Annotated in this window: 14 protein-coding genes; all 14 read right to left on the bottom strand. The window is 65.6% G+C overall.

Annotated features, from left to right (window positions below; all coding sequences use genetic code 11):
* Positions 1-2: 2 nt before the first annotated feature.
* On the bottom strand, positions 3-896 hold the full coding sequence (lepB, locus tag MRS60_RS05350; protein ID WP_034183104.1) for a signal peptidase I: 894 nt from the start codon (positions 894-896) through the stop codon (positions 3-5).
* A 16-nt stretch (positions 897-912) separates the two neighbouring features.
* A complete protein-coding gene (gene lepA, locus MRS60_RS05345) occupies positions 913-2,706 on the bottom strand; it encodes a translation elongation factor 4 (RefSeq protein WP_034183103.1) in 1,794 nt (597 codons plus the stop codon).
* Between the two features lie 199 nt (positions 2,707-2,905).
* Positions 2,906-3,142, bottom strand: a complete 237-nt coding sequence (locus MRS60_RS05340) for a glutaredoxin family protein (RefSeq protein ID WP_034183102.1) — start codon at positions 3,140-3,142, stop codon at positions 2,906-2,908.
* 7 nt (positions 3,143-3,149) lie between these two features.
* Complete coding sequence (locus MRS60_RS05335) at positions 3,150-4,646, bottom strand: DegQ family serine endoprotease (protein ID WP_034183101.1); 1,497 nt, start codon at positions 4,644-4,646, stop codon at positions 3,150-3,152.
* Between the two features lie 16 nt (positions 4,647-4,662).
* Positions 4,663-5,715: a MucB/RseB C-terminal domain-containing protein gene (locus tag MRS60_RS05330; protein WP_131947317.1), complete on the bottom strand. Its 1,053-nt coding sequence runs from the start codon at positions 5,713-5,715 to the stop codon at positions 4,663-4,665.
* Positions 5,716-5,720: 5 nt separating this feature from the next.
* Entirely contained in the window at positions 5,721-6,338 is a 618-nt protein-coding gene (locus MRS60_RS05325; protein ID WP_034183099.1) for a sigma-E factor negative regulatory protein, read from the bottom strand.
* 86 nt (positions 6,339-6,424) lie between these two features.
* Positions 6,425-7,024, bottom strand: coding sequence for an RNA polymerase sigma factor RpoE (rpoE, locus tag MRS60_RS05320; RefSeq protein ID WP_034183098.1), 600 nt, complete (start codon positions 7,022-7,024; stop codon positions 6,425-6,427).
* A gap of 91 nt (positions 7,025-7,115) precedes the next feature.
* A complete protein-coding gene (locus MRS60_RS05315; RefSeq protein WP_105390719.1) occupies positions 7,116-7,580 on the bottom strand; it encodes a hypothetical protein in 465 nt (154 codons plus the stop codon).
* Positions 7,581-7,592: 12 nt separating this feature from the next.
* Positions 7,593-8,825 carry a beta-ketoacyl-ACP synthase II gene (gene fabF / locus MRS60_RS05310; protein ID WP_175748837.1) on the bottom strand — a complete coding sequence of 411 codons (1,233 nt, stop codon included), beginning with the start codon at positions 8,823-8,825 and terminating at the stop codon, positions 7,593-7,595.
* A 164-nt stretch (positions 8,826-8,989) separates the two neighbouring features.
* Positions 8,990-9,229, bottom strand: a complete 240-nt coding sequence (gene acpP / locus MRS60_RS05305) for an acyl carrier protein (protein ID WP_004197638.1) — start codon at positions 9,227-9,229, stop codon at positions 8,990-8,992.
* A 144-nt stretch (positions 9,230-9,373) separates the two neighbouring features.
* Positions 9,374-10,123, bottom strand: coding sequence for a 3-oxoacyl-ACP reductase FabG (fabG, locus tag MRS60_RS05300; protein ID WP_034183095.1), 750 nt, complete (start codon positions 10,121-10,123; stop codon positions 9,374-9,376).
* 36 nt (positions 10,124-10,159) lie between these two features.
* A complete protein-coding gene (gene fabD / locus MRS60_RS05295; RefSeq protein WP_175748836.1) occupies positions 10,160-11,092 on the bottom strand; it encodes an ACP S-malonyltransferase in 933 nt (310 codons plus the stop codon).
* 83 nt (positions 11,093-11,175) lie between these two features.
* Complete coding sequence (locus MRS60_RS05290; RefSeq protein ID WP_034183093.1) at positions 11,176-12,165, bottom strand: beta-ketoacyl-ACP synthase III; 990 nt, start codon at positions 12,163-12,165, stop codon at positions 11,176-11,178.
* Positions 12,166-13,272, bottom strand: a complete 1,107-nt coding sequence (plsX, locus tag MRS60_RS05285; protein WP_034183092.1) for a phosphate acyltransferase PlsX — start codon at positions 13,270-13,272, stop codon at positions 12,166-12,168. It abuts the gene before it with no gap.
* Between the last annotated feature and the right edge of the window lie 13 nt (positions 13,273-13,285).

Here is a 13,285-nt window from a genome sequence, read left to right as displayed (position 1 = left end):
GATCAGTTGAAGGAACCGATGCGCTTCAGGTCGCTGAAGTTCATCCAGATGAAGAACGCGCGACCGACGATGTTCCGGTCCGGCACGAAACCCCAGTAGCGGCTGTCCGCGCTGTTGTCGCGGTTGTCGCCCATCATGAAGTAGTGACCGGGCGGCACCTTGCAGATCACGCCGCGGCTGTTGTACGTACAGTTGTCGCGATACGGATAGTCGTATGCGCCCATCACGAACGGCGGCACCGCCGGGTTGTTGAGGATCGCGTTCTTCTTGTTGCCGATCGTCTCCTCGAACTGCTTTGCGTAATTCTGGCGCTCGTCGTCGAAGAAATCGGGCAGCGGCGTTTCGGGCACCGGCTGGCCGTTGATCGTGAGCTGCTTGTCCTGGTACGCGACCGTGTCGCCCGGCAGGCCGATCACGCGCTTGATGTAGTCGACCGACTCGTCCTTCGGATAACGGAACACGACGACGTCGCCGCGCGACAGCGGGCTGCCCTGCGTGATCTTCGTGTTCGTGACCGGCAGGCGCAGCCCGTACTCGAACTTGTTGACGAGGATGAAGTCGCCGACGAGCAGCGTCGGCACCATCGAGCCCGACGGAATCTTGAACGGCTCGACGATGAACGAACGCACGACGAACACCGCCAGGATCACCGGGAAGAAGCTCGCGGTGTACTCGAGCCACCACGGCTGGCGCAGCTTCTCGTCGCGCAGCTTCGAACGCGTCTGCACGGCGTTTTCGTCCGCGAAACGCTTGTCGATGCGCGACTGCTGGCGATCGAACTCCTCGATCGCCGAGTCGGCCGCCATGCGTCGCCGCGGCAGGAACACCAGTTTGTCCAGCACCCACGCTACGCCCGTCACGGCGACGAGCACAAAAAGAATCAGCGCAAAATTCATAAAAGGAACAGTCCTGTTATTTGTCTTCGACGCGCAAGATCGCAAGGAACGCTTCCTGCGGGATCTCGACCGAACCCACCTGCTTCATGCGTTTCTTGCCTGCTTTCTGCTTTTCGAGCAGTTTTTTCTTGCGCGTGATGTCGCCGCCATAACACTTCGCCAGCACGTTCTTGCGCAGCGCCTTGATGTTCTCGCGGGCGATGATGTGCGCACCGATCGTGGCCTGGATCGCCACGTCGTACATCTGGCGCGGAATGATCTCACGCATCTTCGCCGCCACTTCGCGGCCGCGATACTGCGATTGCGACCGGTGGACGATCACCGACAGCGCGTCGACCTTGTCGCCGTTGATCAGCATGTCGACCTTCACGACGTCCGCCGACCGGTATTCCTTGAACTCGTAGTCCATCGACGCGTAGCCGCGCGACACCGACTTCAGGCGGTCGAAGAAATCGAGCACGATCTCGGCCATCGGGATTTCGTAGGTGAGCTGCACCTGGCGGCCGTGATACTGCATGTTGATCTGCGAGCCGCGCTTCTGCGTGCACAGCGTGATCACCGAGCCGACGTAGTCCTGCGGCATGTAGAGATTCACCGTGACGATCGGCTCGCGGATCTCCTCGATCTTCGGCGGCTCCGGCATCTTCGCGGGATTCTCGACCATCACGATCGAGCCGTCGCTCATCAGGACCTCGTAGACCACGGTCGGTGCCGTGGTGATGAGGTCCATGTCGAATTCGCGCTCCAGCCGCTCCTGCACGATCTCCATATGCAGGAGACCCAGGAAGCCGCACCGGAACCCGAAGCCGAGCGCCTGCGACACTTCCGGCTCGTACTGCAGCGACGCGTCGTTGAGCTTCAGCTTCTCGAGCGATTCGCGCAGCGCGTCGTACTGGTTCGCTTCCACCGGATAGAGGCCGGCGAACACCTGCGGCTTCACTTCCTTGAAGCCCGGCAGCGCTTCCGCCGCCTGCTTGGCCGCATGCGTGACGGTATCGCCGACCTTCGCGGCCGTCAGTTCCTTGATGCCGGCGATGATGAAGCCCACCTGCCCCGCCGACAGCGAATCGAGATTGCGCGACTTCGGCGTGAACACGCCGATGTGCTCGACCGGATACTGCGCGCCGGTCGCCATCATCTTGATCTTGTCCTTCGGGCGCAGCGTGCCGTTGACGATGCGCACCAGCATCACGACGCCGACGTAGTTGTCGAACCACGAATCGATGATGAGCGCCTGCAGCGGCGCGTCCGGATCGCCCTTCGGCGGCGGCACCTTCGCGATCAGCGCTTCGAGCACGTCCTCGACGCCGAGGCCCGTCTTCGCGCTGCAGCGCGTCGCATCGGTCGCGTCGATGCCGATCACGTCCTCGATCTCCTCGATCGCGTTCTCGGGGTTCGCGGCCGGCAGGTCGATCTTGTTCAGCACCGGCACGACCTCGACGCCGAGCTCGATCGCCGTGTAGCAGTTCGCGACCGTCTGCGCCTCGACGCCCTGGCTCGCGTCGACGACCAGCAGCGCGCCTTCGCACGCGGACAGCGAACGGCTGACTTCGTACGAGAAGTCGACGTGCCCCGGCGTGTCGATCAGGTTCAGGTTGTAGACCTTGCCGTCGCGCGCGCGATAGGACAGCGCGGCCGTCTGCGCCTTGATCGTGATGCCGCGCTCGCGCTCGATATCCATCGAGTCGAGCACCTGCGCTTCCATTTCACGGTCGGCGAGGCCGCCGCAGACCTGGATGATGCGATCCGCGAGCGTCGACTTGCCATGGTCGATGTGCGCGATGATCGAGAAATTGCGAATATGATCCATTCAGTGCCGATCAAGCGAAAAAGGCGCGCTCGACGACTGCGGAGCACGCCTTGTGTAAGTCGGTGAAAAAACGGCTTATTTTAGCCGAAAAGGCCTTCGCCGGGCGGTATTTCGGACGCCGGGCCGCGCGGCGCCCGGCCGGAAGCGCCTGCCGGGCCAAGTCCCGTGCGAAGCGACGCCGGCCGGCGACCGGCCAGGCTCAGCGCCGGGCCATGAGCGCGTCGCGCACCCTCGCGTCGTCGAACCGGTGGCGGCACACTTCCGCGCCGTCCAGCAGCAGCACCGGCACGTCCTCGTCGTAGCGGGCGACGAGCGCCGCATCGGTGTCGATGTCGACATAGTCGACCGCGACGCCGAATTCGGCCGCCACCGGCGCCAGTGCGTCGCGCATGTCGTCGCACAGGTGGCACCAGCCGCGGCCGTAGAGCGTGAACATCGGCGCGTTACTTCTGGCGCGGCCGCACCGGCACGAACTGCGTATTGTCGCCGCGCCGCACCAGCACCGCGACCGCCTTTTGCGGATCGAGCTGCGCGGTCACTTCGGCGAACTGCTTCGCGCTCGTGACGTCGGTATCGCCGACGCGCAGCACGATGTCGCCGCGCTGCAGGCCCGCACGGGCGGCCGGGCCGTCGACGCCGTCGATCTGCACGCCGTTCTTCAGCTTCAGCGTCTTCAACTGCTCCGCCGTCAGGTCGCTGACCGTCAGACCGAGCGAATTGGTCTGGCGCGGCTTCTGCGGCGCGTTCTTGCGCTGTTCGGCCTTGGCCGTCGACTCGACCGGCGTCTCCGCGATCGTGATCGGCAAATCGCGCGCCTGACCCTTGCGCCACACGCTGACGGTCGCCTTCGTGCCGGGCTTCGTGTCGCCGACCATGCGCGGCAGGTCCGACGCCGCGTCGACCGGACGGCCGTTGAACTTCAGGATAATGTCGCCCGGCTGGATGCCTGCCTTGTCGGCCGGGCCGCCCGGCTCGACGCTGCTGACGAGCGCGCCTTCGGCCTTCGGCAACCCGATCGAGTCGGCCACGTCCTTCGTCACCTCGCCGATCGCCACCGCGATCCGGCCACGCGTGACCTTGCCCGTCGCCTTCAGCTGATCGGCCACGCGCATCGCCTCGTCGATCGGAATCGCGAACGAGATGCCCATGAAGCCGCCGGTACGGCTGTAGATCTGCGAGTTGATGCCGATCACCTCGCCCTGCATGTTGATCAGCGGCCCGCCCGAGTTGCCGGGGTTCACGGCGACGTCGGTCTGGATGAACGGCAGATAGTCGCCCGTGTTGCGGCTCTTCGAGCTGACGATGCCGGCCGTCACCGTGTTGTCGAGACCGAACGGCGAACCGATCGCGACGACCCACTCGCCGACGCGCACCTTGTTCGAGTCGCCGATCGCGACGACAGGCAGGTTCGACGCCTGGATCTTGACGACCGCGACGTCCGTGCGATCGTCGACGCCGATCAGCTTCGCCTTGAATTCGCGCTTGTCGGTCAGCGTCACGTAGATGGTGTCCGCATCGTCGACGACGTGCGCATTGGTCATCACGTAACCGTCGGCCGACACGATGAAGCCCGAGCCGACGCCGCGATTCTGCTCGGTGTCGGGCGGATTGTCCGGTGCCGGCGCATTCTTCGGGTTGCCGCTGCCGCCACCGTTGCCGGGCGCCTGCGGCAGCGGAATGCCGAAGAAGCGCCGGAAGAATTCCGACATGTCGCCGTTGTCGAAGCCCGGCGGGAGCACCCCGCGCGGGCCGCTGCTCGTCGGCACGTTGGCGGTGGTCCTGATGTTCACGACGGCCGGCCCGACCCTTTCTACCAGATCGGCGAAGTCGGGCAGGCTGGCAGCGGGAGCCGGCACCGCGATCGCGGTATGCGGCACGAGCGGCAGGCAGGCAGACAGCGCCGCCGCCGCGAACCATTTGCGCAGCGTGTGTTTCATCATGTCGGAAGCCGTAGCGTTACTTGGAAGCCTTGTATTCTATGGCAGACGCGAACTGCTGCAACGTAGCCGGCGGCACTTCGCCGAGCACGGTGATCCAGTAGTCGCCGCGACGCTTCACGAGGACGTGCGTCGCACCGGTGCTGCCCGCGCCTTCCTTGCGCGTATTCTTTTCGGCCGGCTCGATGAAAACCGAGATCGTCGCGAGACCGTCGGTGAAGACGGCCTGATCGACCGGAATCGGCGGATCGCCCGCATCGCGCGCAGCCATCGGCCGGCGCACTTCGCGGATCTTCTTGAAACCGGCGACGCTCGGCGCGAGCTGCCAGCCCTGCGCCTCCATGTCGACCGTCGCGACCGGCGGGCGCACGACGGTCCAGCCGCTCAGGTTGCGCATGCCGGCCGCGATCGCGGCCTTGTCGCCGCTCGCACCGCCCGTCTGCAATTGCGAGAACGCAATCTGTTCGAGCACGTGATCGTTCGCATCCAGCGTCTGCGAACGCAGCAGCAGCCCCGTGCGCGTGTCGGCCCAAAGCTTGTACGTGAAGCGGTAGGCATCCTTCGGCACCAGCTCGACGACCTGCGCGTCGATCCCGGCCACGCGGTCCTTGCCGAGCAACTTCGCGTCGTAGACGGACATCACGTGTTCGCCGCTCGCGCCGAGCAGCGCGGGGAACGAATCGCGCGTCTGACGGCGCTCGACCACGCACAGCTTGCGTTCGGGTACGAACGTGTACAGCTCGTCGTTATGCCGCAGCAGCTTGCGCGGCTTGCCGTCGAGCGTCTCGATCCGCTCGAACTCGCCGTCGCGGGACGCGACGTGCGCAATGCGCGACGACTGGACATACCCGCCGCGCTGGTAGACGAACGTGCCCTCGTAGCTCTGCTGCTGCGCCGCCTGCTGGACACGGTCGAGCCAGTCCGCGGCGCCCTTGCGGGTCGCGACGGGATCGTCCGGTTGCTGGGCGCTGGCAGGAAGGGATTGAACGGACAACAGGGCGGCTGCGCAAAGCAGGAGGGCCGGCAGCCGCTTCCATCCGGAGATGGCGTGATTCAACTGCAATGTCCGCATCGGGTTTATTGGCCTGGCGTGGTGGTCACGGCAGCGCGGATCAGCGGCATCGAACCCGTGACGACGGGCTGCTGCGCGAATTGCTGGTGCGCTTCAAGGTACTGGTCGAGACTGGCGTCGCGAATGATGTTGACGTCCTGCAGCCCCGGTTGGGCCGACGCCTGCGCGACCGTCACGCGCTGCAGGTTGCCGCCTTGCGGCGCACCGACCGACGCGACCTGGACGGCGCCCGGCGTGCCGGCCGTCTGCAGCTGCGGAACGACGATCCACGTCAGCGTGGCCGCCGCGGCGGCCACCGCGAACGCGGGCACGACGCGCCGGCGCAGCGACAGCAGCTTGCGCGCGACCGGCGCAGCCGCCGGCGCGAGCAGGTGCGGCTCGCTCTCGAGCGCGGCCGACATGCGCGCAGTGAACGCGACGCTCAGCGCGGGCGACAACGCGAGCTCGTCCGAGCGCAGCGCATCGCCGATCAGGTGGTAATGGGCCCACGCAGCGCGATCCGCGCGGTCGAGCTCAGCCAGAAACTGCCCGTGATCCGGGCCATCGAACATTTCGCCGTCGACCAGCGCGGAAAGGCGCTCGCCGCGCGAGCACGCCTGCGACTGCGTATTGACCGACCCCATGATGCTCCCCATCTTGCACACCCCGTCGTGACTTCACGACTCTATCCGTTACTAGACCCCGACCCGCGTCGTTCCGCCCATCGCGCTTACCAGCGCTTGCCTTCGGGCGTATCGAGCAGCGGACGCAATTTGGCAGCGATTGCCTCGCGAGCACGGAAAATCCGCGACCGGACCGTTCCGATCGGACAGCCCATCATTTCCGCGATCTCTTCGTAGCTCAGGCCCTCGATCTCGCGCAGCGTAATCGCCTGGCGCAATTCTTCGGGCAAGGCGGCCATTGCAGCGTTGACCGTCTCGGCAATCTGCTTGCTCATCAACATCGACTCAGGCGTGTTGATATCCCTTAGTTGGTCTGCGTCGGAGAAAGTTTCCGCTTCCTCCGCATCGGCCTCGGTCGAGGTCGGTGCGCGGCGGCCTTGCGTCGCAAGGTAGTTCTTCGCCGTATTGACGGCAATCCGGTACAACCACGTGTAGAACGCCGATTCGCCGCGAAATTGCGGCAACGCACGGTACGCCTTGATGAACGCGTCCTGGGCTACATCCTCGACCTCGGCGGGATCCCGCACGAGGCGCGAGATCAGCCGAATGATCTTGCGGTGGTATTTGGAGACCAGGAGTTCGAACGCTGCCTTGTCGCCCTTCTGTACGCGCTCGACCAGAACCTGATCAATTTCTTTTTCACTCACCTGACAAATCCATTAACTAGGGATGCAACGTGGAGCGCTATTGTAGCGTTCCCGCACCGGCCGCTGGTTACGGTCGGTAACCGCGCCGCCGTCATGCCCGCCCCGCCGCGCCCGCGGTTCTCGCCAGCACGGACAGCGCGCTGAACGACGCGGCGTCGAGCGCATCGGCCGGAATCAGCAGCGGCCGGGCCCGCCGGGCGCCCTGCCCGACCGACAGCACGAGCAGCAGGCTGCTCCAGTGCGCATGGCCCGTCACACGGCCGCGGGCCAGCAGCCGCCCGGTGCGGCCAAACGCCGCAACCTCCCCGAATGCGTCGATCTGCAACTCGGCCGGCAGCCGGCGGGCGCAGGCCCGCGCGGCGCACACGGCCAGCAGCGCGGCCGTCGCGGCCGACACGCATGCGCCGGCCGCAGCGCCCGCGCGCGGCGTCCAGAACAGGTACGCCGACGCGGCAGCCGACGCGACGAACGCGGCCAGCACGACATACGACACGGCCGAGGCCCGCAACGCAAAGCGCTGCGGACGCCCGGCCGGAGCATCGAATGGACTCGTCAAGCGATTTCAGCGTCAGACGCGCTTGAACACCAGCGTGCCGTTGGTACCGCCGAAGCCGAAGTTGTTCTTCACGGCCACGTCGATCTTCATGTCACGCGCGGTGTTCGCGCAGTAATCGAGATCGCACTCGGGGTCCTGGTTGAAGATGTTGATGGTCGGCGGCGACACGTTGTTGTGCAGCGCCAGCACCGTGAACACCGACTCGAGGCCGCCCGCGCCGCCCAGCAGGTGGCCCGTCATCGACTTCGTCGAGTTCACGACGAGCTTGTACGCATGCTCGCCGAAGGCAGCCTTCACCGCGTCGGACTCGTTCTTGTCGCCCAGCGGCGTCGACGTGCCGTGCGCGTTCAGGTACTGGACCTCGTCCGCGTTCACGCCGGCGTCGCGCAGCGCCGCGACCATGCAGCGGCGCGGGCCGTCCATGTTCGGCGCGGTCATGTGGTACGCGTCGCCGGTCATGCCGAAGCCCGAGACTTCCGCGTAGATCTTCGCGCCACGCGCCTTCGCCGACTCGTACTCTTCCAGCACCATCACGCCTGCGCCCTCGCCCAGCACGAAGCCGTCGCGATCCTTGTCCCACGGACGGGACGCGGTGGCCGGATCATCGTTGCGGGTCGACAGCGCACGCGCGGCCGCGAAACCGCCGATACCGAGCGGCGACACCGTCGACTCGGCACCGCCCGCGACCATCACGTCCGCGTCGCCGGCCTGGATCAGGCGTGCCGCGAGGCCGATGCTGTGCAGGCCGGTCGTGCAGGCCGTCACGGCCGCGAGGTTCGGGCCCTTCAGGCCGAACATGATGCTCAGGTGACCCGAGATCATGTTGATGATCGAACCAGGCACGAAGAACGGCGAAATCCGGCGCGCGCCGCGATCGACGTAGGTCTGGTGCGTATCTTCGATCATCGGCAGGCCGCCGATGCCGGAACCGACCAGCACGCCGATGCGTTCCGCATTGGCTTCGGTCACTTCCAGCCCGCTGTCCTTGACGGCCTGCACGCCGGCGGCGATGCCGTAATGGATGAAGGTATCCATGCTGCGGGCTTCCTTCGCCGGGATGTACTCCTCGGCGCTGAAACCCTTCACCTCTCCCGCGAAATGCACGGCGAGGTTCGACGGATCGAACTTCGTGACGGTGGCGATACCGGACTTGCCGGCGACGAGATTGGCCCAACCGTCGGCAACATTATTGCCAACAGGCGAAATCAGCCCCAGGCCTGTAACAACAACACGACGGCGGCTCACGGTAACCTCTTTTCCATTATTGGATGACAAAAACAAAAGCCACAGTGGCCACAGGAACCAGCCCTGCGAGCCCTGTGGCTGTTAGTCCGTCCGGCGCGAAGCCGGCAGGATGGCGCGTCAATCGCGAAGATCGCGGCGACGTGGCGAACAAGCGCGAAAGGCGCTTACGCCTTGACGTTTGCGCGAGCGTAGTCGATCGCTTGCTGAACGGTCGTGATCTTCTCTGCTTCTTCGTCCGGGATTTCCATGCCGAACTCGTCTTCGAGAGCCATCACCAGCTCGACCGTGTCGAGCGAGTCGGCGCCCAGATCGTTCACGAACGAAGCTTCGTTCTTGATCTCGGCTTCCGCGACGCCCAGTTGTTCAGCGACGATCTTCTTGACACGTTGTTCGATGTTGTCCATTACCCCTCCGAGGGAAAGTTCAGATTTACAAGTGCGCGCATTTTATCAGGTTTGCTGACGCCAAAACGCGCGTTGGCTTGATGGCCGATCAAGCGCCGATCCGCCTGAAAAACGGGATACGGCGCGGATAGTAAACGAAAATCGTTACGACATGTACATGCCGCCGTTCACGTGCAGCGTCGTGCCGGTGATGTAACCGGCCTGCGGCGATGCGAGGAACGCGACGGCATGGGCGATGTCCTCCGGGCTGCCGAGGCGGCCGAGCGGAATCTGGGTCTTGAGCGCCGCCTGCTGTTCTTCCGGCAGCGTCTTCGTCATGTCGGTGTCGATGAAGCCCGGCGCGACGCAGTTCACGGTGATGCCGCGGCTGCCGATCTCGCGCGCAAGCGCACGCGTCATGCCCGCGACGCCGGCCTTCGCGGCAGCATAGTTGACCTGACCCGGGTTGCCGGCCGAGCCGACCACCGACGTGATGTTGATGATACGGCCGCCGCGCGCCTTCATCATCGGGCGCAGCACCGCGCGCGACAGGCGGAACACCGACTTCAGGTTGGTGTCGATCACCGCGTCCCAGTCCTCGTCCTTCATCCGCATCGCGAGCTGGTCCTGCGTGATGCCCGCATTGTTGACGAGCACGTTCAGCGCGCCGAATTCCTTCACGGTCGCGTCGATCAGCGCCTCGGCGGCCGCCGCGTCGTTGACGTTCAGCACCGCGCCGCGGCCCGTGACGCCCGCTTCCGCGAACGCCGCGGTGATCGCGGCAGCGCCCGATTCGCTCGTTGCGGTGCCGATCACCGTCGCGCCCAGGCGCGCGAGTTCGAGCGCGATCGACCGGCCGATGCCGCGCGACGCACCGGTCACGATCGCAACCTGTTTATCGAGAGTCTTTTCCATGAATCGAATATCCGTCTCTTGAGAAAAGGCGCCGCGTCAGGCGGTCACCAGCTTGAGCGCTTCGTCGAGCGACGCCGGATCGAACACCGACGCACCCGTCAGGTTGCCGTCGATGCGCTTCGTCAGGCCGGCGAGCACCTTGCCCGGACCGCATTCGATCACGTGCGTGACGCCCGTGCCGGCAATGTGCTGCACGCACTCGACCCAGCGCACCGGGCCTGCCGCCTGGCGCACCAGCGCGTCCTTGATCGCGGCCGGATCGCTGACCACGGCGACGTCGATATTGTTGACGACCGGAATCTGCGGCGCCTTCACGTCGACGTTCGCGAGAAAGTCGCGCAACTGGTCCGATGCCGGCTTGAGCAGCGACGAATGGAACGGCGCCGACACCGGCAGCGGCAGCGCGCGCTTCGCGCCCTTCGCCTTCGCGATCTCGCACGCCTTCTCGACGGCGGCCTTGTTGCCTGCAATCACGACCTGCGCGGGCGCATTGAAGTTCACCGCTTCGACGACGCCCGCTTCCGCGGCTTCGGCGCACACCGCGCGCACCGTGTCGTCGTCGAGGCCCAGGATCGCGGCCATGCCGCCCTGACCGACCGGCACGGCCGTCTGCATCGCCTGCGCGCGAAAGCGCACGAGCGGCACCGCGTCCTTGAACGCGAGCGCGCCCGCCGCGACGAGCGCCGTGTATTCACCGAGGCTGTGGCCGGCGACGATCGACGGCGCCGGGCCGCCTGCCTGCTGCCACGCGCGGTAGCAGGCGTAAGCGGCGGTCAGCATCACGGGCTGCGTGTTGGTGGTCAGATTTAGCTCTTCGGCCGGGCCTTCGGCGATCAGCTTGCCGAGGTCCTGATTGAGTGCGTCAGACGCCTCCTGGAGCGTCTCGCGCACGACGGCCAGATCGGCGAATGCGTTGAGCATGCCGACTGCCTGCGAGCCCTGCCCCGGAAAAACGAATGCAAATTTCATATCGTCCCCAATTGAATCGATTCGGACGGCGCGCACGAACGGCGCACCGATGGGATCCGCGCGCAGCAATCGCGCGCCGCGGATCAGAAGCGGAAGACCGACGCGCCCCAAGTGAAGCCGCCGCCGACACCTTCGATCAGCACGTGCTGGCCACGCTGGATGCGGCCGTCGCGTACCGCGGTGTCGAACGCCAGCGGGATCGACGCGGCCGACGTGTTGCCGTGCTGGTCGACCGTCACGACCATGCGTTCCTGCGGCAGGCCGAGCTTGCGGCAGGTGCTGGTCATGATGCGGATGTTGGCCTGGTGCGGAATCAGCCAGTCGATTTGTTCGGGCGCGAGATTCGCCTTTGCAAGCGCCTCGATCGCAACCTTCTCGAGCACGTTGACCGCGAGCTTGAACACGGCCTGCCCGTCCATGTACAGGAACGCGCTGCCCTCGATCACGCCGCGATTCACGTTGCCCGGCGTGCAGAGGATATGCGAATAGCTGCCGTCCGCGTGCAGCGCGCTGCCGAGCACGCCCGGCTCTTCCGACGCGGACAGGATCACCGCGCCCGCGCCGTCGCCGAACAGCACGCAGGTCGTACGGTCCTTGAAGTCGAGGATGCGCGAGAACGTCTCCGCGCCGACGATCAACGCCGTGCGGTGCTGGCCGCTGCGGATGAAGCTGTCGGCCGTCGCCATCGCGTACGCAAAGCCCGAACACACGGCCTGCACGTCGAATGCCGCGCCGCCGTTCTTGATGCCGAGCTTGTTCTGCAGCAGGCACGCGGTGCTCGGGAACACGAAATCGGGGGTCGAAGTCGCGACGATGATCAGGTCGATCGACTGCGGATCGATACCGGCCATTTCGATCGCACGACGCGACGCCTCGAGCGCGAGATCGCTCGTCGTGACGTCCGGTGCGGCGAAATGGCGCGCATGGATACCCGTGCGCGCAACGATCCATTCATCGCTCGTCTCGATACCTTCCTTCGCGAGACGATCGGTCAACTGCTGGTTCGTGACGCGGTCGGGCGGCAGATAGCTGCCCGTGCCGAGCACGCGGGAATAGAGAGTCGATTGGGCCATTTATGCTTTAGAGGATTGCGCAGCGGAGGGTTCGGCGTGAGGGCCTGCGGCCGGGCTTGCATGGCCCGCGCCGCCCGCGTCGTGCTCGCCGTCGCCGAGCGACGCCGAATTGTCCGCCATCGCGCGCGCGAGGCGCTCCAGCACGCCGTTTTTGACCGCATCATACCCGCGTTTGATCGCCCACTCAAACGCGTAGGCATCGGCCGAACCGTGGCTCTTGATCACGAGGCTCTTCAGCCCCAGCAGCGCCGCGCCGTTGTACTGGCGGTGGTCGACGCGCTTCTTGAAACGCATCAGGACAGGCAGCGCGAGCAGCGCCATCAACCTCGACATCAGCGAACGGCCGAACTCCTCGCGGATGATGTTGGACAGCATCTGCGCGAGCCCCTCGGACGTCTTCAGCGCGACGTTGCCGACGAAGCCGTCGCACACGATCACGTCGACGGTGCCCTTGTAGATGTCGTTGCCTTCCACGTTGCCGCGGAAATTCAGCGTGCTGGCGCGCAGCAACTCGCCTGCGCGCTTGATCGTGTCGTTGCCCTTGATGACTTCTTCGCCGATGTTCAGCAGGCCGATCGTCGGCCGCTCCTTGCCTTCGAGCGCGGCCACCAGCGCGTGCCCCATCTCCGCGAACTGCAGCAGGTGCTGCGGCTCGCAGTCGACGTTCGCGCCGAGGTCCAGCATCATCGTGTAGCCGGTCGGGTTCGGCAGCGCCGACGCGATCGCGGGCCGCTCGATGCCGGGCAGCGTCTTGAGTACGTAACGGGAGACGGCCATCAGCGCGCCGGTATTGCCGGCGGAGATGCAGGCCTGCGCGGCGCCTTCCTTGACGTGGTTGAGCGCGACGCGCATCGAAGAATCTTTCTTCTTGCGCAGCGCCACCTCGACAGGGTCGTCCATCGCCACGACTTCGGTGGCGGGCACGATGGTCAGCGCGGGATCGTCGAGGGCTTTCAGCTTCTTGAGCTGAGCGCGGATCGCGCTTTCGATGCCGACGAGCATCAGGTGCGCATCGGGATGCGCGCGGACGAACTTGACTGCCGCGGGAACGGTCACGGACGGGCCGTGGTCGCCTCCCATGCAATCGATTGTGAGCTTTACGGTCATGGAATGCGACGAA

This window comes from Burkholderia pyrrocinia, from assembly GCF_022809715.1.
Taxonomy (GTDB): Bacteria; Pseudomonadota; Gammaproteobacteria; order Burkholderiales; family Burkholderiaceae; genus Burkholderia; species Burkholderia pyrrocinia_C.
The sequence above is the reverse complement of the archived record's forward strand: the minus strand, read 5'-3'. Positions and strand labels throughout refer to the sequence as shown.